Here is a 22,106-nt window from a genome sequence, read left to right on the forward strand (position 1 = left end):
GAGTTCTTTGATATGGTTTTCCTTGGTTTAAGAAAAGTCAGCCTTGCTTTTCACGTCACTGTATTCTTCAGCGATTTCTTGACTGAGGATGTCCTCATAGGCAGGGAGTTGGATATCCTGACCGTATTTTTTCTTAAGGGCAGTAGTGACCAGGCGATAAGCTAGATTGGCATTGCGAGAGAGGATAGGTCCGTGGAAGTAGGAACCAAAGACATTCTTATAATGAACCCCTTCGCCGACCTTTTCCTCGTTGTTTCCATTTCCATAGACCACCTGTCCCAGCGGTTTTTGGTCATCTGAGAGGAAGGTACGGCCTTGGTGATTTTCAAATCCATAGTAGGTTTCATTGAATTCGTCATTATGGATCTTGATGTCACCGATAAAGCGATTATTGGTCTGGTTGAGGGTATAGTGGCCCATGACCCCTAGCCCTTCGATGCGTTTGCCTGAAGCTTCAACATAATATTGCCCCAATAGTTGGAAACCACCGCAGATAGCGAGAACTACTCCGTCGTTTTGGATGTAGTTGTCAATGCTCTCCTTTTTAGCAGGCAGGTCGCTAGCGATGATACTTTGTTCAAAGTCTTGACCTCCACCGAAAAAGGCGATGTCGTAGTGATTTTCATCAAAGTCATCATGGAGAGAAACGATATCAACTGTTACATGAGCTCCCAGTTTTTCAGCCACATACTTGAGCATGAGGATATTGCCGTTGTCCCCGTAGGTATTCATGAGGTTTCCATAGAGGTGGGCAATGTTGAGCTGATAAGGGTAATTGCCAGCTTTTGAGGAAAGTGAAGTATAAACCATTAGTTCATCTCCTTTCTAACAATCTGACGACTAGCCAGCAGCTCGCGGAATTCCAGCATAGCCGTATAGGTTGCTAGGATATAGGCATGCTTGCATTCTTGGTTCTCAATGGTCTTGAGAACTTGCTCCAGATTGCTTGTCTCAGTGATTTTATCAGCTGGGTAGCCTGTCACTCGTAGACGGCGTGCGATTTCAGAATGACGAACACCACCAGCGTTAATTTCAGGAATGTCCATGTCAGTGATTTGTTCAAAGTCAGCATCCCAGATCCAGCTAGTGTCAATCCCATCAGCATAGTTGGCATTAAGGAGGACAGATAGGCTAAATGGATAAGGGGCTAGTTTGATCATCTCGATAGCTTGGGTCGCACCGACTGGATTTTTGATGAGGACAAGGGTACATTCCTTATCGCCGATATGGAATGTTTCTTGGCGTCCAAAGACAGCGCGACCCTTATCAAATCCATGCTTGATCCGTTGCGAATCTGCGCCGAGGAATCGAGCAATGGCAACCGCAGCTAGGGCATTGTAGATGTTGTAAAGTCCACCGATTTGAATGCCGTATTCTTGTCCGTCAATGACAAAGCGAGAGCGATTGTTAGTCAACTCAACCAATTCCGTCAGACGGTAGTCCAAGTCAGGACGTTTACATCCACAATTTTCACAGATATAGGCACCCAAGTTTGCATAGGTATTATGTTCATATTTGAGGATGCCTTGACAGTCAGGGCAGAGAATCCCTTCGGTATTGTAGTGAGCTAGTTGGGCTGGTCCTTTTTCCAAGTCAAAACCAAAATACTGAACTGGATTTGAAATAGATGGCTTGTAGAAAAGCGGACTGTCACCATTGAGGAGAACAGTAGCCGTAGGCACCTTACGAATGGCATCCAAAATCATGTTATAAGTTGTGTAAATCTCACCATAGCGGTCCATCTGATCACGGAAAATGTTAGTGATGACAAAAAGGCTAGGATGGATGTAGTCACAGATACGAGAAAGACTGGCTTCGTCGATTTCTAGAACGGCAATGTTTTTTCCAGTTTTAGAGGATTTGGCAGTCAAGAAGGTTGTCGTAATCCCTGTGATCATGTTAGCGCCACTAGGATTGGTCAGAACCTGACCATAAACTTCTTTTAAAATGCCAACAGTGAGGGCAGTTGTTAAGGTTTTTCCATTGGTTCCAGTGACCACGACAATCTCATAGTTCTTAGCTAGATTTTGTAAAATATCTTTATCAAATTGAAGGGCAAGTTTTCCAGGGAGCGTACTTCCACGACCAAGACGGCTCAAGATGAAGTGAGATGAACGCCCAGCTAGGAGGCCCAAAGTAGTTTTTAATTCCATGTTTCTATTATATCATACTGCGCCCAGCAGTCCAATAACTAAAGTAACCTCTAAGATCAACTAAAGAAGTAACCTTAGAGGTGCTTTTTAGGTTCTGATTAAACCAATCAAATACAATATCTTTGGATTTGATAACTTTGGCAACTTTAAGAAATAAATCTTTCTTGCTCTGAACATAAGAAAGGAGAGGACATCGATTACCTTCTACAGGTTTTAAAATTTCATTAATCCATTATAGCTGACAAAGATACCTAACTTTTAGGATTTAGATCATTTTTTGGAAAGTCTCTTTTATAATAAATTACGAATTTTTTCTTTTATAAATGGGTTAAGAGAATAGTATTTATCCAGATATTCTAGGAGTACTTGAGCAGACTCAGAAATGCGTTCGTAACCTTGCAAAAAGTGAGGCAATTGCTTGACTTCCTTTGGATAACCTTCTTCAAATCGTCTGTTGGTATTAAAGATATCTATAAAATTAGATTTAGAAGTTGTTTCCAAACTGATTAGTTCAGTCCAAAGCTTGACGGATCTGTTTTGGATCAAATCATAAGCAGCTAATTTTTCGCCTCGTTGGTAGCGACCTAGTCCTATATATAGATTGCATAAAATTTCTCCCAACAGCCATTCACGGTCTCTATTTTCTTTTGATGGCAATCTTTGTGGCTGGCAGATTGTTTCATCAAAACCGACCTCCTTCCAGACAATCTTGCCTTCAGCGAAGGGAATGTTTACTAGTTCATGAGCTTCAAAGATAGCAAATTCACAAAAAACATCATCTTCAAATAGAACTTTATGTCCGTCTACTGTATTTTGGTAGTGAAATGCAATTGGTTCTAGATTACTTAACCAAGTTAGATCCTGTATATAGGCCTGCTTGTAGCCATCTTTTACAATAACAAAAAAATCCAAATCTGAGTATTGATCCAATCGTTCTCTTTCTGCTCCGCAAGAACCAAGTGCCAGCAAAGCTAGTGCTTGTTTCGAATCTTTTAGAGACTGAGCAATCTCATCCAGTCTTTGTAACAGTAATTCAGTTTTATTCATATCGTTACCTCATTATTTCTTGTTTACAGACATTATATAGTTAATATTTTCGAAAGTCAATTTCATCCCATACCAAATATATACTAATGTAATATGGGATTTCTTTCGATATTTTTTACAATGATAAAGTTTAAACATTTTGCGGAGTTTTGCTCATATTATCAAGAATGAAGAAATTTGAAGTATCCTTTGATTAATTAGAAAGTTGTTCTTATCTTTAAAAAGATTAAATAATTTGGAAAATATTTGAGAAGAAAAAATATATAGACTTAACCATCAATTTATAAACGGTAAAATCTTCCCACAAACGATGAAAATACAAATACGACCCGCGCAAAGAGTGGATAATTTACCTAATTGGGCATGAAACAATCATTGCAAAATAAACTTTTTAAATTACCCATAAAACGATGAGTTGAAGCGAGTTATTCAAAGTCATATGTATTGCTGATATTTGAAAGAGTGATCTGAGACTCAATCTATATATAAAATTAGGACTGCTAAGTAAAGTGTGGACATTATATCATAAAAGAAAGAAAAGACAGATTTGAGATTTCGCAGAAACAAAAACAGCCCGACGAGGGCTGTGAGTGATTAGTTCTGAAACCAAGTTGCGATTGGGAAGTCATTTTGCTTCAGTTCCAATTTTGTTTTAGTTAAAAGTTGGCCATTTTCTAATGAATACAATAAGAAATGTTGATTAGTTACGATCAATACCTTGTTTGTCAAACTTGCATCGATGTGTATTATCTCTTCTGTAGAGTCAGGTAAATCTTTTCTGACATTGATTAGATAGCTAGATTCATCAGAGAGATTAACAATAGATAAGGCACAGCGATCATTTCCGTCCGCTTCATGTTTAACAATCAATCGGTCTTCTTTCGGTGTTTTATAAAGAAGATTGGGATTGTCCTCTGGTAGCGTGATGAAGTGCTTTTCCTTACTAGACAAGTTCATGACAAGTATGCGATTGTCTGGATCTTTGGAGAAAGTTTCCGTATTTCGGGTATAAGCAACGCTACTGTAATAATTGTCACCGATTAATTCAGAAGAAGTCAACATTTCAACGATCTTTCCTTCGCTTGTCAGAGGTGTGCGAGACAATTCTTTTAGTTGGTCATTTTCGTCTAATTCAACTAAATATCCATCAAACACTAAAGCGGGTCGTTGGCGAGACTCATCATGAAATCCCAGACCGAGGTAGAGGCGATTTCCTTTTCCGTGAAACTGGATTGGAAAGGAAGTGGACTCGGAAAATGTTTTCTGAGTAATCAGCTTTCCTGAGATGTCAAACATACTGAGCACCCCATCCTCAGTTGTAGTTTGGCCTGTGTAGAAGAACTTGTCTGATACTCCAGCTCCCGAATAAGCATAGAAGGGAGTTGAAGTTTGTCGGATGTCCCCTGTCTGAAAGTCAAGAGATACGATGTTCTGAGTGGATGCTTTCCCTCTGGTATTTCCAGATGAAAAGACGAGATAGCGATTGTCAAACCGTCCCTGAGGAAACCAGAAATTGACATCTTCTGCAATGGAGACGTCCTCAGTCTTCATGAGCTGAAACTGATCGTTTTGCAACTGATAACTTTGAATGGATTTCGAATTGACAAGGTAAAAATCAGCAGCTTGATTGACTGTGAATTGCTGTTTTTGAGGTGAAATCAAGCGAAAAAGCATCCAGAAAAGTAGGAGAAAAATGAAGACTATACTAACACAGAAAACCAGTGTTTTCACAGCCGTACTTTTTTCTTTGGATAGGAAGGAAAAAGGAGTGTGTTTTTGTGATTTAACTTGCTTTCCCATTTGATTAGCCTCCTCTTTGAACAGAAAATGAAGACAACATCCTACACCTATATTATAAGCTTTTAAAGCTAAAAGCACAAATAATCTTGTAAGGAAACTATGGACTGGATAGAAAAAGACAAGCACCAAAATGGATACTTGTCTTGTGTAGAATATTTGAAATCTTAAATCGCAAACAAGTCATTCAAGTTCTCAGCCAAGGTTGGGTGAGTGAAGATTTGTTTTGTGAAGTAAGTATAAGGAATCTTGTTGTCCATGGCAACAGTGATGATGTTGATGATTTCTTGAGAACCTTCTGAGAAGATACTTGCTCCGAGAATTTCTTTTGTTTCAGTGTTGACAACAGCTTTGAAAGCTCCGCGAAGGTCGCCATTTACGTGACCACGAGGCATGGCAGCAACAGGGATTTCCTTAACAGCGTATGGAAGTTTCAAATCAGCTGCTTGGCTTTCCGTCAAACCAACTTGTGAAAGTGCAGGTGTGATGAACATAGTATTTGGTACATTGAGGCGGTCTTCAAGTGTGTAGCTGCCATCTCCAGCAAGGTAGCTGTAGACAACGCGGAAGTCATCAAGTGAAATGTAGGTAAATTGAGGTCCACCGTTGACATCTCCAACTGCAAAGACACCAGGAACGTTTGTTTGACAGTGTTTGTCGACCTTGATAGCACCACGCTCAGTTAGTTCAATGTCTGTGTTTTCAAGTTGAAGTGGTTCTACATTTGGTTTACGTCCAGTTGCATAGAGAAGGGCATCGAAACGGTAAGTTTCCTTTTCATTTACGACAAGGACTTGGTCACCGTCGTTTTTGATTTCAGTAGTATGGATGTTTTGAAGCAATTCAATACCGTCTTCTTCCATGTATTGTTTAGCAAGAGCTGCGATGGAAGGTTCTGCACGAGGTAGGAAAGTATCCAAGGCATCTAGAACGGTTACCTTGCTTCCAAGTTTGTTGTAAAGACCTGCAAATTCAAGACCGATGTTTCCACCACCAAGGACTCCAAGTTTTTCAGGCAATTTGTCCAAGTTTTGGATACCTGTTGAGTCAAAGACGTTTTTGCTTGTAGCAAGTCCAGGGATTGGCAAGACGTTTGAAACAGCACCAGTGTTGATAACGATAGTTTCAGCAGTCAGTTCTTGTTTTTCGTCACCTGCTTGGATTTCGATGACCTTGTTTGAAAGGAAGTGAGCTTCCGCATCAAAGATATCCACACCTGTACCAGCAACAGTAGCATAGTTTTTACCGTTGAGGCGACTAGTGATAGTATTTTTGGTAGCAATGACTTCTTCAAAAGACAAATCTTTCTCAGCAGCAACTAGCAAGGTCTTAGTTGGGATACAACCGATGTTGATACAAGTTCCACCGTACATAGCTTTGCTACGTTCGACAAGAGCTACTTTTTTTCCAGCTGAAGCTAATTTACCAGCTAGTGTTTTCCCAGCTTTACCGAATCCAATAACGATTAAATCATAAGTTAACATTTTTATATCCTCCTATTTGGTTTCATTCTAGCACAAGAAAAAAACTTTTGCACAATTCTGCTACGGGAGAAACGAACCATATAAGGATGTATTTATATTTGTGGAAAATCGTTTACATGATTTTCCTAATGGATTCTACTATCTTTTGCCTCGCTCTTGTGTTATACTAGATAGGTTGCAAAGAAACTCGTACTTTTCTTTCGTGGAAAAGAAGCAACACGGTATCTCGTTTTGAAGAAGATACGTCATGAAAAGAAAAGTATATGCTAAGCGCTATAGGGTGGCTTCGCACCACCTTTAGAAAGAAGAAAAACGTGAAATTTAATGAATTTAACTTGTCTGCTGAATTGCTAGCAGAGATTGAAAAAGCTGGATTTGTAGAAGCAAGTCCTATCCAAGAGCAAACTATTCCTTTGGCTCTTGAGGGAAAAGACGTTATCGGTCAAGCCCAGACTGGTACAGGGAAAACTGCGGCATTTGGCTTACCAACCCTTGAAAAAATCCGTACAGAAGAAGCGACCATCCAAGCCTTGGTCATCGCTCCAACTCGTGAACTCGCTGTTCAAAGTCAAGAAGAACTTTTCCGCTTTGGCCGTAGCAAGGGAGTGAAAGTTCGTTCAGTTTACGGTGGTTCAAGCATTGAGAAACAAATCAAGGCCCTTAAATCTGGTGCTCACATCGTGGTAGGAACACCAGGCCGTCTCTTGGATTTGATTAAACGCAAGGCCTTGAAATTGCAAGACATTGAAACCCTCATCCTTGATGAAGCGGATGAAATGCTCAACATGGGCTTCCTTGAAGACATCGAAGCCATTATCTCTCGAGTGCCAGTGAGCCGCCAAACCTTGCTCTTTTCAGCAACTATGCCAGAAGCTATCAAGCGTATCGGTGTTCAGTTCATGAAAGAACCTGAGCATGTCAAGATTGCTGCCAAGGAATTGACAACAGAACTGGTTGATCAGTACTATATCCGTGTCAAGGAACAAGAGAAATTTGACACTATGACACGTCTCATGGACGTGGAACAACCAGAACTTGCTATCGTATTTGGTCGCACCAAACGTCGCGTGGATGAATTGACTCGTGGGCTTAAAATCCGTGGCTTCCGTGCTGAAGGAATTCATGGTGACTTAGACCAAAACAAACGTCTTCGTGTCCTTCGTGATTTTAAAAATGGTAATCTCGATGTTCTAGTTGCAACAGACGTAGCAGCTCGTGGTTTGGATATCTCAGGTGTGACCCATGTCTACAACTACGATATTCCACAAGATCCTGAAAGTTATGTCCACCGTATCGGTCGTACAGGGCGTGCTGGTAAGTCAGGTCAGTCCATTACTTTCGTAGCACCAAATGAAATGGGCTATCTCCAAATCATCGAAAACTTGACTAAGAAACGCATGAAAGGCTTGAAACCAGCGACAGCAGAAGAAGCTTTCCAAGCTAAGAAACAAGTAGCGCTCAAGAAAATCGAACGTGATTTTGCAGACGAAACTATTCGTGGAAACTTTGAGAAATTTACTAAAGATGCTCGTAAGTTAGCTGCAGAATTTAGTCCAGAAGAATTGGCTATGTATATCTTGAGCCTGACAGTCCAAGATCCAGACAACCTTCCTGAAGTGGAGATTGCGCGTGAAAAACCACTGCCATTTAAACCATCAGGTAATGGCTTTGGTGGCAAAGCTAAGGGAGGTCGAGGAGGCCGTCGTGGAGACGACCGTCGAGACCGTGATCGCCGTGGCAATGGTCGTCGTGATGAGTTCAAGAAAGGTAGTCGTGGAAACGACCGTTTTGATAAAGACAAACGTTACCATAATAAAGACAATAAAAAACCTCGCAACACTTCAAGTGAAAAGAAAACAGGCTTTGTTATTCGTAACAAGGGCGATAAATAAGAAAAAGCGGTTCAAAATGAATCGCTTTTTTATATAAGGAGACCGATAGTAAAAGAAGATGTATAAAAGTAAAGGAAAGGTGAGATGGGAAGGGGAACTTTAATCCATCTTCTTATAATATTATTATATAAAAATCCAAACAGAATGTCAATAAAAAATTGCTATTTTTATAAAATATTTTTGCTTTTAAAAATTGCAATTCAATAAGCAATTTTCAGATAATTATTGAAATAAAGACTTTTCTATGTTATAATGGAAGCGATTATATGCGAGGTAAAAAATGGCACATTTATTAGAAAAAACAAGAAAAATTACATCAATTTTAAAACGCTCAGAAGAGCAGATGCAGGATGAACTTCCATACAATGCCATTACACGTCAACTAGCAGACATTATTGATTGCAATGCCTGTATTGTCAATAGCAAGGGCCGTCTTTTGGGCTACTTTATGCGCTATAAAACTAATACAGACCGTGTAGAGCAGTTTTTCCAAACCAAGACGTTCCCAGATGACTATGTACAAGGGGCAAACATGATCTATGATACAGAAGCCAATCTTCCTGTTGAACATGATTTGACTATTTTTCCTGTAGAGAGCCGTGCGGATTTTCCAGATGGTTTGACAACCATTGCTCCCATTCATGTATCAGGGATTCGACTAGGTTCCTTGATTATTTGGCGTAATGACAAGAAATTTGAAGATGAGGATTTGATTCTTGTTGAGATTGCGAGCACGGTTGTGGGGATTCAACTCTTGAACTTCCAACGTGAAGAAGACGAGAAAAATATCCGCCGTCGTACGGCTGTTACTATGGCGGTTAATACCCTCTCTTACTCAGAACTTCGTGCTGTTTCAGCTATTTTAGCTGAGTTGGATGGAAATGAAGGGCAGCTGACTGCATCAGTTATTGCAGATCGTATCGGTATTACGCGCTCAGTGATCGTCAATGCTCTCCGTAAGCTAGAGTCGGCAGGAATTATTGAAAGCCGTTCACTAGGAATGAAGGGAACCTATCTCAAAGTATTGATTTCAGATATCTTTGAGGAAGTGAAAAAGAGGGACTACTAATGGCAAAGGCTTTAATCTCAATTGACTATACAGAGGATTTCGTAGCAGACCATGGAAAGCTAACTGCTGGAGCGCCTGCTCAAGCCATATCAGAAGCAATCAATCGCGTAACCAGACTGGCTTTTGAACGTGGGTATTATGTCTTTTTTACCATTGATGCTCATGAGGAGAAGGATACATTCCACCCAGAAAGCAAGCTCTTTCCACCACACAACATCATCGGAACTAGTGGGCGTAAACTTTATGGCCCCCTAGCTGACTTTTATGCTGAGCATGAGGCGGATAGTCGTGTCTTTTGGATGGACAAGCGTCACTATTCAGCATTTTCAGGTACGGACCTAGATATCCGCTTGCGAGAACGTCGAGTTGATACAGTCATCTTAACTGGTGTTTTGACAGATATTTGTGTTCTCCATACGGCTATTGATGCTTATAATTTAGGTTATCAAATCGAGGTTGTCAAGCCTGCGGTTGCTTCCATCTGGCCAGAAAATCATCAGTTTGCTCTTGGACATTTTAAGAACACTCTGGGAGCCAAATTGTTGGATGAAAATTTGGCTGAAATTAAAGAATGATTCCCTTGGAAAAATGAAAAAAATCTGAAAAAAGTGTTGACAAAGATTTTGAAAGTTGATATACTAGTAAAGTAATCGACGCGGGGATGGCGGAATTGGCAGACGCGCAGGACTAAGGATCCTGTGACCGCTTTAGGTCGTGAGGGTTCAAGTCCCTCTCTCCGCATAGGATAAGAGTTAGCTTTAGCTAGCTCTTTTTGTTTTCAAAAAGAGGGCTAGAAGAGGTATTTTGGATATCGGAAGGTATTGGCATCAAGAACTATCATTTATGGCATGGAGTCGGTTTTTGATTGGTAAAACGTGTTCTATATGAAGAAAGTTGGCAGTTGCTAGCTTTCTTTATTTTTTCAAAAAATAAATCAAAAAATTTTTTTGATTTCATAAACATTTCATATTTGGATTTTATAATAGTCTTACAAATATGGAGGTGACAAATGAATCCAATCCAAAGAGCTTGGGCTTATGTCAGCAGAAAACGACTGAGAAGTTTTATTTTATTTCTGATTTTATTGGTCCTATTGGCCGGAATTTCAGCCTGTTTGACTCTGATGAAGTCCAACAAAACAGTAGAAAGTAATCTTTACAAATCACTCAACACATCTTTTTCTATCAAAAAGATAGAGAATGGTCAGACTTTCAAGTTGTCAGACCTAGCATCCGTGAGCAAGATTAAGGGACTGGAAAATATCTCTCCTGAACTTGAGACGGTCGCAAAACTGAAAGACAAGGAAGCAGTGAGTGGTGAGCAGAGCGTAGAGCGAGATGATTTGTCAGCTGCGGACAAGAATTTGGTTAGCTTAACGGCTCTTGAAGATTCAGCCAAGGATGTTACCTTTACCAGCTCGGCTTTCAACCTAAAAGAAGGTCGACACCTTCAAAAAGGAGATTCCAAGAAAATCCTCATCCACGAAGAGTTGGCTAAGAAGAACGGTCTTTCGCTTCATGACAAGATTCGTTTGGATGCTGGGCAGTCCGAAGCTGGAAAAGGACAAACCGTTGAGTTTGAGATTGTCGGAATCTTTTCTGGTAAAAAACAAGAAAAATTCACAGGCTTATCTTCTGACTTCAGTGAAAACCAGGTCTTTACAGACTATGAAAGTAGCCAAACTCTTTTGGGAAATAGTGAACCGCAAGTCAGTGCAGCGCGCTTCTATGTAGAAAATCCTAAGGAAATGGATGGACTCATGAAGCAGGTGGAAAACTTGGCTTTGGAAAGTCAAGGTTACCAAGTTGAGAAGGAAAACAAGGCCTTTGAACAAATCAAAGACTCAGTTGCAACCTTCCAAACCTTCCTGACCATCTTCCTTTATGGGATGTTGATAGCTGGAGCTGGAGCCTTAATTTTGGTCTTGTCTCTATGGTTGAGAGAAAGGGTCTACGAAGTAGGGATTTTACTGGCACTTGGAAAAGGCAAGAGTTTGATCTTCCTACAATTCTGTTTAGAGGTAGTTTTGGTATCTCTCGGAGCTTTGCTTCCATCCTTTATCGCTGGAAATGCCATTACATCCTATCTGCTCCAAACTGTCCTAGCCAGTGGAGATCAGACAAGCTTACAGGACACGCTGGCAAAAGCAAGCGGTCTATCAACCAGTCTCCTATCCTTTGCAGAATCCTATGTCTTTCTGCTCTTGATTGGTTGCTTGTCTGTAGCCCTTTGTTTCCTATTCTTATTTAGAAAATCACCTAAGGAAATTTTATCATCTATTAGTTAATACTCTTCGAAAATCAAATTCAAACCGCGTCAGCTTTATCTGCAACCTCAAAGCTGTGCTTTGAGCAACCTGCAGCTAGCTTCCTAGTTTGCTCTTTGATTTTCATTGAGTATAAGAAGGAGAAATCATGACTTTATTACAATTGCAAGATGTTACCTACCGTTATAAGAACACTGCTGAGGCAGTTTTATATCAGATCAAGTATAATTTTGAACCCGGGAAATTTTATAGTATCATTGGTGAGTCAGGAGCAGGAAAATCCACTCTCTTGTCTCTGCTTGCTGGTCTAGATAGTCCTGTCGAAGGATCAATCCTCTTTGAAGGAAATGATATTCGCGAAAAAGGCTATTCTTACCATCGCATGCACCATATTTCTCTGGTCTTTCAAAATTATAATTTGATTGATTACCTTTCTCCACTGGAAAATATCCGCTTGGTCAACAAAAAGGCAAGCAAGGATACACTTCTAGAGCTTGGTTTGGATGAAAGTCAGATCAAGCGGAATGTTCTCCAGTTATCAGGTGGTCAACAACAACGTGTTGCTATTGCTCGCAGTTTGGTATCAGAAGCTCCAGTTATTCTAGCTGATGAGCCAACAGGAAATCTGGACCCTAAAACTGCTGGAGATATTATCGAACTGCTCAAATCACTTGCCGAGAAAACAGGTAAATGTGTGATCGTCGTTACGCACAGTAAAGAAGTGGCGCAAGCGTCAGATATTACACTTGAGTTGAAAGATAAGAAACTGACTGAAATATAGAATCTAGTTATTAAACTTTAAAATAGTATTAGTTGGTAATCAGATACGTGTATAGTAATAATAACCGAAGTGAGTCATTAACAACTATTTCCCGTAGTAGTGATAGCCTAGATAATAACAAAGTTATTATCTAGGCCGGAATTTTTGAGACATATGGCTCAAAAATTAGGGATGAAATTCCTACAGGAAGTTGCTCCCGTCCGCACAATCTAAGGGAAATAGTAAAAAATTATTTTATATAAGTTATAAGACATTGAAATAGAACAACATCTAGAAAGGGAACCTATGTTACACAACGCATTTGCCTATGTTACAAGGAAGTTTTTCAAATCGATTGTTATCTTCCTGATTATTCTCCTCATGGCGAGCTTGAGTTTGGTCGGCTTGTCGATCAAGGGAGCTACTGCCAAGGCTTCTCAGGAGACCTTTAAAAATATCACCAACAGCTTCTCCATGCAAATCAATCGTCGCGTCAATCAAGGAACGCCTCGAGGTGCTGGGAATATCAAGGGTGAGGATATCAAAAAAATTACCGAAAATAAGGCTATCGAGTCTTATGTTAAACGCATCAACGCTATCGGAGATTTGACTGGATATGAACTCATCGAAACGCCAGAAACCAAGAAAAATCTGACACCTGATCGTGCTAAACGGTTTGGAAGCAGCTTGATGCTTACAGGTGTCAATGACTCCTCAAAAGAAGATAAGTTTGTCTCTGGTTCTTATAAACTGGTTGAAGGTGAGCACCTAACCAACGACGACAAGGACAAGATTCTCATGCACAAGGACTTGGCAGCTAAACACGGTTGGAAAGTCGGAGATAAGGTCAAACTAGACTCCAATATCTACGATGCAGACAATGAAAAAGGTGCCAAGGAAACAGTCGAAGTTACAATCAAGGGACTCTTTGATGGGCACAATAAGTCTGCAGTAACCTACTCACAAGAACTCTATGAAAACACAGCTATCACAGACATTCACACTGCTGCAAAACTTTATGGATACACAGAAGATACAGCTATTTATGGGGACGCAACCTTCTTTGTAACAGCAGACAAGAACTTGGATGACGTCATGAAAGAGTTGAATGGTATCAGTGGTATCAACTGGAAGAGCTACACACTTGTGAAGAGCTCCTCTAACTACCCAGCTCTTGAGCAATCCATTTCTGGTATGTACAAGATGGCCAACCTCCTCTTCTGGGGTAGCTTGAGCTTCTCAGTCCTTCTCCTTGCCCTCTTGCTCAGTCTTTGGATTAACGCTCGCCGCAAGGAAGTGGGAATCCTCCTCTCTATCGGTCTCAAGCAGGCAAGTATCTTGGGGCAATTTATCACCGAATCGATCCTGATTGCCATCCCTGCTCTCGTTTCTGCTTACTTCCTAGCCAACTACACAGCTCGTGCCATCGGAAATACTGTTCTTGCCAATGTCACTTCAGGTGTTGCCAAGCAAGCCAGCAAGGCTGCTCAAGCCTCTAATCTTGGTGGTGGTGCAGAAGTAGACGGCTTTAGCAAGACCTTGTCGAGCCTAGATATTTCTATTCAGACATCAGACTTTATCATCGTCTTTGTCCTTGCCTTGGTTCTAGTGGTTCTCGTTATGGCGCTTGCCTCAAGCAATCTCCTCAGAAAACAACCAAAAGAGCTCTTGCTCGATAGTGAATAAAAAACTTGCTACCTATTCTCCCCTAAATGGGGTATAATATAGGTAGCATTTTTATCTATTTCATCTTGATAAGGCTTCTTCCTATCAGGATGAAACAAAAAGATTAACAAGAAATTTAAAGGAATGTAAAACGTTTTTCTATGAAAATTTTAATTGTAGAAGATGAGGAGATGATCCGTGAGGGAATTAGTGACTATTTGACAGATTGTGGCTATGAAACCATTGAGGCGGCGGACGGTCAAGAAGCTCTGGAAAAATTTTCCAGCTATGAAGTAGCTCTAGTACTGCTGGATATCCAGATGCCCAAGCTTAATGGCTTAGAAGTCCTAGCCGAGATTCGTAAAAGCAGTCAGGTTCCTGTCTTGATGCTGACCGCCTTTCAGGATGAAGAATACAAGATGAGTGCCTTTGCTTCGCTAGCAGATGGCTATCTGGAAAAACCCTTTTCCCTCTCCCTTTTAAAAGTAAGGGTGGACGCGATTTTCAAGCGCTACTACGATACAGGACGAATCTTCTCCTATAAGGATACCAAGGTGGACTTTGAGAGCTACAGTGCAAGCCTAGCAGGTCAAGAAGTGGCCATTAATGCCAAGGAGTTGGAAATTCTGGACTATCTGGTGAAAAATGAAGGCCGGGCCTTGACTCGTTCTCAGATTATCGATGCTGTCTGGAAGGCGACAGATGAGGTCCCCTTTGACCGTGTTATTGATGTCTATATCAAGGAACTGCGGAAAAAGCTAGACTTGGATTGCATCCTCACTGTGCGCAATGTTGGTTATAAATTGGAGCGAAAATGAAACGAACAGGTTTATTTACAAAGATATTTATCTATACCTTCTCGATTTTTAGCGTTCTGGTTATTTGTCTTCATTTAGCCATTTATTTTCTCTTTCCCTCAACTTATCTGAGCCATCGTCAGGAAACCATTGGCCAGAAAGCGACAGCCATTGCTCAGTCCTTGGACGGAAAAGATAGGCAAAATATCGAACAAGTGTTAGACTTGTATTCCCAGACCAGTGATATCAAAGGAGCTGTCAAGGGAGAAATGACCGAGGACAAGTTAGAAGTCAAGGACAACCTTCCTCTGGACACGGATCGCCAGACTACCTCCCTCTTTATCGAGGAGCGTGAGGTGAAAACGCAAGATGGTAGCACTATGACTCTCCAGTTTCTGTCTTCCATGGATTTGCAAAAGGAAGCAGAGCAAATCAGTCTTCAGTTTCTCCCCTATACCTTGCTGGCATCCTTTCTGATTTCCCTCTTGGTGGCCTACATCTACGCTCGGACCATTGTTGCACCGATTTTGGAAATCAAGCGGGTGACCCGTAGAATGATGGAACTAGATGCTCAAGTGCGATTACGTGTGGATTCCAAGGATGAGATAGGTGATCTCAAGGAACAAATCAATAGCCTCTACCAGCATCTTTTGACAGTTATTGCGGACTTGCATGAGAAGAATGAAGCTATTCTCCAGCTGGAGAAGATGAAGGTTGAGTTCCTACGAGGAGCTTCTCATGAATTGAAAACACCTCTGGCTAGTTTGAAAATCTTAATCGAAAATATGAAAGAAAATATCGGCCGTTATAAGGATAGAGACCACTATCTTGGAGTTGCCTTGGGGATTGTGGACGACCTCAGTCACCACGTTCTCCAGATATTGTCTCTTTCTTCTGTACAGGAATTGCGAGAGGAGAAAGAAGAGGTTGACCTCCTTCAGATGACACAAAGTCTGGTCAAGGATTATGCTTTGCTCACCAAGGAGAGAGAACTTCAGGTAGACATTAGCCTAACCCATCAGCAGGCTTACATAAACCCATCTGTCATGAAACTAATTCTATCGAATCTCATCAGTAATGCTATCAAGCACTCCACTCTAGGCGGCTTGATCCGTATCGGAGAAAGAGAAGGGGAACTCTTTATCGAGAATAGCTGTAGTCCTGAAGAACAAGAAAAACTGGCCCAGTCTTTTTCTGAAAATGCCAGTCGCAAGGCCAAGGGTTCGGGGATGGGACTCTTTGTGGTCAAAAGTTTATTAGAACATGAGAAATTACCTTATCATTTTGAGATGCAAGATGATCGCTTGACCTTTTTCATACGTTATCCTAAAGTCGTGCAAGACTAAGGGAAAGAAAGGGTTTACATTGATTGGATGGGAAGAAATTCAATCTAAAGTATGGGAAAAACTAGCTTTTTTTATCAAAAAGTGATAAAATGAACAATGTAAATGGGATGTCCCAAAAAATATATAGGAGGCCTGACAAATGGCAATCGTTTCAGCAGAAAAATTTGTCCAAGCAGCTCGTGACAACGGTTATGCAGTTGGTGGATTTAACACAAACAACCTTGAGTGGACTCAAGCTATCTTGCGTGCAGCAGAAGCTAAAAAAGCTCCAGTTTTGATCCAAACTTCAATGGGTGCTGCTAAATACATGGGTGGTTACAAAGTTGCTCGCAACTTGATCGCTAACCTTGTTGAATCAATGGGTATCACTGTACCAGTAGCTATCCACCTTGACCACGGTCACTACGAAGATGCACTTGAGTGTATTCAAGTTGGTTACACTTCAGTTATGTTTGACGGTTCACACCTTCCAGTTGAAGAAAACCTTGAAAAAGCTCGTAAAGTTGTAGAATTTGCTCACGCAAATGGTGTGTCAGTAGAAGCTGAAGTTGGAACTATCGGTGGTGAAGAAGACGGAATCATCGGTGATGGTGAATTGGCTCCAATCGAAGATGCTAAAGCAATGGTTGCAACTGGTATCGACTTCTTGGCAGCTGGTATCGGTAACATCCACGGTCCATACCCTGCAAACTGGAAAGGTCTTCACCTTGACCACTTGCAAAAATTGACTGAAGCTGTACCAGGATTCCCAATCGTATTGCACGGTGGTTCAGGTATCCCTGATGACCAAATCCAAGCAGCTATCAAACTTGGTGTTGCGAAAGTTAACGTTAACACTGAATGTCAAATCGCATTCGCTAACGCAACTCGTAAATTTGCTCGTGACTACGAAGCTAACGAAGCAGAATACGACAAGAAAAAACTCTTCGACCCACGTAAATTCTTGGCTGACGGTGTAAAAGCTATCCAAGCATCAGTTGAAGAACGTATCGACGTATTCGGTTCAGAAGGTAAAGCTTAATCTAGCTGAATAATACATACAGAACCTGCCCATTGGGTGGGTTTTTTTGTGTCTGGATATATAGCGAATATACTGTAGAAGAACCAATCTTAAGTTGCTAAAAGGTTCTATTTTTTGTACAATAATGCTATGAAAATACTGAAAAAATGGTTTCTTGGTTTTCTTAGTTTCATTCTTTTGTTTTTACTAGCTACATTTATCTTTCATCGTATTAGTTTAGAAAAGGAACAAGCCTCACTAACACCTATGGGACAACAAGTTCTCGTCAATGGACATCAAATAAATATTTACGTTGAAGGAGATGGTCCTGAGACTATAGTAGTTCTCTCAGGTGCTGGTATTGCTTCTCCCATATTGGACTTTAAAAATGTATCGGAATCCTTATCGAAACGGTATAAGGTAGTCATCGTGGAGCGTGCTGGCTATGGTTATAGTGATGATAGCAATCATTCAAGAGATGTGATGGAGGTTTTGTCTGAGACTCGCCAAGCTCTTTCGCAAGCAAATATCACAGGGCCGTTTATCATTCTGTCTCATTCCATGGCTAGTCTAGAGAGTCTGGCTTGGCAGGAGAAGTTTCCTGATGAAGTGAAAGCTTTGATTGGTTTAGATTGGGCATTGCCATCAAGTTATGAAGATTTAAAGGAGAATCAGTCCTTGCTCACTGTGGCATATTGGAGTAGCAAGATTGGTTTATTACGCTACTTCCCTGAGTCTTTTTATATAAAAAATCAAACTCTGACCGAAAATGAACGAAAACAATATAAACTTCTAGCTTATAAGCAGTTGATGTCACAAGCCATGCTTCATGAATCCCAAACGGTAAAGGAAAATGCCAAGAAAGTTCCCTCAAACATTAATCCGAAAATTCCAGCCTTACTAATGGTTTCTAATGGTGATGGTACTAGCTTTAGCCAATCTGAGTGGCAACGTTATGCAGAGAGATTTGCAAGCGACCAGTCTAATGTTCAAGTCGTCTATATGGATGCGCCTCATGACCTCTATCATTATCAAAGCGATGCTATTGTTTCTCGCATTAAAGAATTTTTAGAGAATAATTGAGGGCTTAAAAATCCATTGAGACTGATGATAATAATTGAAAGGAATGACTTATGAATAATTCTTATATTTTACTTAGACATGCTCATTCAAGATTTTCGAGTGATGATTTTAATAGAACTTTGTCAGAAAAAGGATTTTCATCTCTTGACCAGTTAGAGTTTTTGAATTCTTTTAATATTGATTATTATTTTTCTAGTCCTTATAAACGAGCATTTGAAACAATTAATAGCTCACCAATTCAATTTGATAAAATAGTTCTTGATAATCGGTTACGAGAGCGAAAATTATCTTCAACCTTTATAAAAGATTCTGAGTTTGAAGACAGTATTAAATATTTATGGCAAAATCCCAGTGAATCTCTTTCAGAAGGGGAATCAAATCAAGATGCACTAGCTAGAGTACTAAATTTCTTAATGGAATTGGAAGAGAGATACTCAGAAAAAACGATTTTACTTAGTTCACACGGTAATTTGATAGGAATACTACTACATCACTTTGATTCCAGTTTTGATTATGAAAAATGGGAGCAGATGACCTTTCCAGATTGTTTTCTAATTGATAGAAATGGGACTGTGAAAAGAATTATGAAAGATTAGTTCTTTGATTAAATAGTGATTCATATTGATTAAAATAGTTTGCCTTTTTACAATTCGTAGCCTGCCCTTTTTGGCAGGTTTTTTGGTGTTTTAAGTAAACTAATAAACCATAATTTTTGACCAAAAGCATTATTATAAGAGAGAAATCTTTAATTTCATAATCTACAGGCAAACGCTTGCATTCCATTTTTTATTGGACTATAATAGGTTGGTATAAAGCCTTCTGTAAGAATAAAATGTAGAAGGTGTAGAAAGTAAGGATTTAGAATATTTGTAGTTAAAAATACAATGTTGCTATTCCTTGCTATAGGGAGAGATTTATGGCAATGATAGAAGTGGAACATCTTCAGAAAAATTTTGTGAAGACAGTTAAGGAACCGGGCTTGAAGGGGGCTTTGCGTTCTTTTATTCATCCTGAAAAGCAGACATTTGAGGCAGTCAAGGATTTGACCTTTGAGGTGCCCAAGGGGCAGATTTTAGGGTTTATCGGCGCAAATGGTGCTGGGAAGTCGACAACCATCAAAATGCTGACAGGAATTTTAAAACCGACATCTGGTTTTTGTCGGATTAACGGCAAGATTCCACAGGACAATCGTCAAGACTATGTCAAGGATATCGGGGTTGTCTTTGGACAACGCACCCAGCTATGGTGGGATTTGGCACTGCAAGAGACCTATACGGTCTTGAAAGAGATATACGATGTGCCAGACTCGCTCTTTCATAAACGCATGGATTTTTTGAATGAAGTCTTGGATTTGAAGGAATTTATCAAGGATCCCGTGCGAACTCTTTCACTGGGGCAACGGATGAGGGCGGACATTGCGGCTTCCTTGCTTCACAATCCCAAGGTTCTCTTTTTAGATGAGCCGACCATTGGTTTGGATGTTTCGGTCAAGGACAATATTCGTCGGGCAATTACTCAGATCAATCAAGAGGAAGAAACAACCATTCTCTTGACCACTCACGACCTGAGCGACATTGAGCAACTCTGTGATCGAATTTTTATGATTGATAAGGGGCAAGAGATTTTTGATGGAACGGTTAGCCAGCTCAAGGAAACCTTTGGCAAGATGAAGACTCTTTCCTTTGAACTGCTACCAGGGCAAAGTCATCTTGTCTCTCACTATGAAGGCTCTTCGGATATGACCATTGATAGACAAGGAAACAGCCTCAATATTGAATTCGACAGTTCCCGCTACCAGTCGGCTGATATTATCAAGCAAACCCTGTCTGATTTTGAAATCCGCGATTTGAAGATGGTGGATACGGATATTGAGGATATTATCCGTCGCTTCTATCGAAAGGAGCTCTAAGATGGTCAAATTGTGGAGACGTTATAAACCCTTTATCAATGCAGGGATTCAGGAGTTGATTAGCTATCGAGTCAACTTTATTCTCTATCGGATTGGTGATGTCATGGGAGCTTTTGTGGCTTTCTATCTCTGGAAGGCGGTCTTTGATTCCTCGCAAGAGTCTTTGATTCAGGGCTTTAGCATGGCAGATATCACCCTTTACATCATCATGAGTTTTGTGACTAATCTTTTGACCAGGTCAGATAGCTCCTTTATGATTGGGGAGGAGGTCAAGGATGGTTCCATTATCATGCGTTTGTTGCGACCAGTGCATTTTGCGGCTTCTTACCTCTTTACAGAGCTTGGATCCAAGTGGTTGATTTTTATCTCTGTTGGACTGCCATTTTTAAGTGTCATTGTCTTGATGAAAATTTTATCTGGGCAAGGAATTGTAGAAGTACTGGGATTAACCATCCTTTATCTCTTTAGCTTAACCCTAGCCTACCTGATCAATTTTTTCTTTAATATCTGCTTTGGATTTTCAGCCTTTGTCTTTAAAAATCTATGGGGTTCCAATCTACTCAAGACTTCTATAGTGGCCTTTATGTCTGGAAGTCTGATTCCCTTGGCTTTCTTTCCAAAGATTGTTTCTGATATTTTGTCCTTCTTGCCTTTTTCATCTTTGATTTATACTCCAGTTATGATCATTGTTGGGAAATACGATGCCAGTCAGATTCTTCAGGCGCTTTTGCTACAGTTCTTCTGGCTCATAGTGATGGTGGGCTTGTCTCAGTTGATATGGAAACGAGTCCAGTCCTTTATCACTATTCAAGGAGGTTAGTATGAAAAAATATCAACGCATGCATTTGATTTTTATCAGACAATACATCAAGCAAATCATGGAATACAAGGTCGATTTTGTGGTGGGCGTGTTAGGAGTTTTTCTGACTCAAGGCCTGAACCTCTTGTTTCTCAATGTGCTCTTTCAACACATTCCTTCCTTAGAAGGCTGGACTTTTCAAGAAATCGCCTTTATCTATGGATTTTCCTTAATTCCCAAGGGACTAGATCATCTCTTTTTTGACAATCTCTGGGCTCTGGGGCAACGTTTGGTGCGAAAAGGAGAGTTTGACAAGTACCTGACGCGTCCTATCAATCCTCTCTTTCACATCTTGGTTGAGACCTTTCAGATTGATGCCTTGGGCGAACTATTGGTCGGTGGAATTTTACTAGCGACAACAGTATCAAGCATTGCTTGGACTCTTCCAAAATTCCTGATTTTTCTAGTCTGCATTCCTTTTGCGACCTTAATCTATACTTCCTTGAAAATCGCGACTGCCAGTATCGCTTTTTGGACCAAGCAGTCAGGCGCCATGATTTACATTTTTTATATGTTTAATGACTTTGCCAAGTATCCGATTTCCATTTATAATTCGCTTCTTCGTTGGTTGATTAGCTTTATCGTGCCTTTCGCCTTTACGGCCTACTATCCTGCCAGCTATTTCTTGCAGGACAAAGACGGGCTCTTTAACATTGGTGGGTTGATGTTGATTTCCCTTGTTTTCTTTGTTATTTCTTTAAAACTCTGGGATAGGGGCTTGGATGCCTACGAAAGTGCGGGTTCGTAAGAGATAAGATAGGATGAGAGTTAAAAATTAAATATGTTACAAACAACCGTTGAAAATTATAGCGGTTGTTTTTGCATGTTTATTAAGGCATAAATTCTATCCATACCCCTTTTTGCGATTTTGGTAGTTATTCCAGTTAATTGCTACTATTTTTGATGGTGTGAATGTGCTGATAATGTATCCCAGTTAACTACGAAAGTTTTGGGTTTATATTTTTTAATGTACATTAAA

The 22,106-nt window shown here is 40.3% G+C and carries 19 protein-coding genes and 1 tRNA gene; 15 read left to right on the forward strand and 5 right to left on the reverse strand.

The features are described 5' to 3' along the window. Nucleotides 1-27: 27 nt before the first annotated feature. From gatD to D8852_RS05750, 5 genes are all read right to left on the reverse strand, one after another. Nucleotides 28-810, reverse strand: a complete 783-nt coding sequence (gatD, locus tag D8852_RS05730) for a lipid II isoglutaminyl synthase subunit GatD (protein WP_125424764.1) — start codon at nucleotides 808-810, stop codon at nucleotides 28-30. Then, nucleotides 810-2,153 carry a lipid II isoglutaminyl synthase subunit MurT gene (murT, locus tag D8852_RS05735; RefSeq protein ID WP_125424765.1) on the reverse strand — a complete coding sequence of 448 codons (1,344 nt, stop codon included), beginning with the start codon at nucleotides 2,151-2,153 and terminating at the stop codon, nucleotides 810-812. The genes gatD and murT overlap by 1 nt, the downstream gene beginning before the upstream one ends. A 291-nt stretch (nucleotides 2,154-2,444) precedes the next feature. Continuing rightward, nucleotides 2,445-3,200 (reverse strand): hypothetical protein, encoded by a 756-nt coding sequence (locus D8852_RS05740; protein ID WP_125424766.1) that lies wholly within the window; start codon nucleotides 3,198-3,200, stop codon nucleotides 2,445-2,447. 594 nt (nucleotides 3,201-3,794) lie between these two features. Then, nucleotides 3,795-5,000: a hypothetical protein gene (locus tag D8852_RS05745; RefSeq protein WP_125424767.1), complete on the reverse strand. Its 1,206-nt coding sequence runs from the start codon at nucleotides 4,998-5,000 to the stop codon at nucleotides 3,795-3,797. A 164-nt stretch (nucleotides 5,001-5,164) separates the two neighbouring features. After that, nucleotides 5,165-6,481 carry an FAD-containing oxidoreductase gene (locus D8852_RS05750; protein ID WP_125424768.1) on the reverse strand — a complete coding sequence of 439 codons (1,317 nt, stop codon included), beginning with the start codon at nucleotides 6,479-6,481 and terminating at the stop codon, nucleotides 5,165-5,167. 314 nt (nucleotides 6,482-6,795) lie between these two features. On the opposite strand from D8852_RS05750, the gene D8852_RS05755 reads away from it, so the two are divergent. The 15 genes from D8852_RS05755 (at nucleotide 6,796) to D8852_RS05830 (ending at nucleotide 21,875) form a co-directional block, all read left to right on the forward strand. Next, nucleotides 6,796-8,373: a DEAD/DEAH box helicase gene (locus D8852_RS05755; RefSeq protein ID WP_125424769.1), complete on the forward strand. Its 1,578-nt coding sequence runs from the start codon at nucleotides 6,796-6,798 to the stop codon at nucleotides 8,371-8,373. A 280-nt stretch (nucleotides 8,374-8,653) separates the two neighbouring features. Further along, entirely contained in the window at nucleotides 8,654-9,442 is a 789-nt protein-coding gene (gene codY / locus D8852_RS05760; protein WP_125394844.1) for a GTP-sensing pleiotropic transcriptional regulator CodY, read from the forward strand. After that, nucleotides 9,442-10,017 (forward strand): cysteine hydrolase family protein, encoded by a 576-nt coding sequence (locus tag D8852_RS05765; RefSeq protein WP_125416684.1) that lies wholly within the window; start codon nucleotides 9,442-9,444, stop codon nucleotides 10,015-10,017. Before codY ends, D8852_RS05765 begins: the two co-directional genes overlap by 1 nt. 80 nt (nucleotides 10,018-10,097) lie before the next feature. Continuing rightward, nucleotides 10,098-10,183: transfer RNA gene (locus D8852_RS05770), tRNA-Leu, on the forward strand. 268 nt (nucleotides 10,184-10,451) lie between these two features. After that, nucleotides 10,452-11,729: an ABC transporter permease gene (locus tag D8852_RS05775; protein WP_125416682.1), complete on the forward strand. Its 1,278-nt coding sequence runs from the start codon at nucleotides 10,452-10,454 to the stop codon at nucleotides 11,727-11,729. Nucleotides 11,730-11,856: 127 nt separating this feature from the next. Next, nucleotides 11,857-12,489 carry an ABC transporter ATP-binding subunit Vex2 gene (gene vex2, locus D8852_RS05780; RefSeq protein ID WP_125424770.1) on the forward strand — a complete coding sequence of 211 codons (633 nt, stop codon included), beginning with the start codon at nucleotides 11,857-11,859 and terminating at the stop codon, nucleotides 12,487-12,489. 285 nt (nucleotides 12,490-12,774) lie between these two features. Further along, nucleotides 12,775-14,154 carry an ABC transporter permease subunit Vex3 gene (gene vex3, locus D8852_RS05785; RefSeq protein WP_125424771.1) on the forward strand — a complete coding sequence of 460 codons (1,380 nt, stop codon included), beginning with the start codon at nucleotides 12,775-12,777 and terminating at the stop codon, nucleotides 14,152-14,154. Nucleotides 14,155-14,294: 140 nt separating this feature from the next. After that, entirely contained in the window at nucleotides 14,295-14,951 is a 657-nt protein-coding gene (gene vncR, locus D8852_RS05790) for a response regulator transcription factor VncR (RefSeq protein ID WP_125416680.1), read from the forward strand. Continuing rightward, entirely contained in the window at nucleotides 14,948-16,276 is a 1,329-nt protein-coding gene (gene vncS, locus D8852_RS05795; protein WP_125424772.1) for a sensor histidine kinase VncS, read from the forward strand. Before vncR ends, vncS begins: the two co-directional genes overlap by 4 nt. A 139-nt stretch (nucleotides 16,277-16,415) precedes the next feature. Continuing rightward, complete coding sequence (locus D8852_RS05800) at nucleotides 16,416-17,297, forward strand: class II fructose-bisphosphate aldolase (protein ID WP_001019005.1); 882 nt, start codon at nucleotides 16,416-16,418, stop codon at nucleotides 17,295-17,297. Between the two features lie 129 nt (nucleotides 17,298-17,426). After that, nucleotides 17,427-18,359 carry an alpha/beta fold hydrolase gene (locus D8852_RS05805; RefSeq protein ID WP_185755588.1) on the forward strand — a complete coding sequence of 311 codons (933 nt, stop codon included), beginning with the start codon at nucleotides 17,427-17,429 and terminating at the stop codon, nucleotides 18,357-18,359. Between the two features lie 50 nt (nucleotides 18,360-18,409). Next, nucleotides 18,410-18,955: a histidine phosphatase family protein gene (locus tag D8852_RS05810; RefSeq protein ID WP_084921410.1), complete on the forward strand. Its 546-nt coding sequence runs from the start codon at nucleotides 18,410-18,412 to the stop codon at nucleotides 18,953-18,955. A gap of 320 nt (nucleotides 18,956-19,275) precedes the next feature. After that, nucleotides 19,276-20,268, forward strand: a complete 993-nt coding sequence (locus D8852_RS05820; protein WP_070569110.1) for an ABC transporter ATP-binding protein — start codon at nucleotides 19,276-19,278, stop codon at nucleotides 20,266-20,268. Between the two features lies 1 nt (nucleotide 20,269). After that, nucleotides 20,270-21,088, forward strand: coding sequence for an ABC transporter permease (locus D8852_RS05825; protein WP_070569106.1), 819 nt, complete (start codon nucleotides 20,270-20,272; stop codon nucleotides 21,086-21,088). 1 nt (nucleotide 21,089) lies between these two features. Then, nucleotides 21,090-21,875, forward strand: a complete 786-nt coding sequence (locus tag D8852_RS05830) for an ABC transporter permease (protein ID WP_049520929.1) — start codon at nucleotides 21,090-21,092, stop codon at nucleotides 21,873-21,875. Nucleotides 21,876-22,106: the final 231 nt, after the last annotated feature.

Source organism: Streptococcus mitis (genome assembly GCF_003942695.1).
GTDB classification, from domain to species: domain Bacteria; phylum Bacillota; class Bacilli; order Lactobacillales; family Streptococcaceae; genus Streptococcus; species Streptococcus mitis_BD.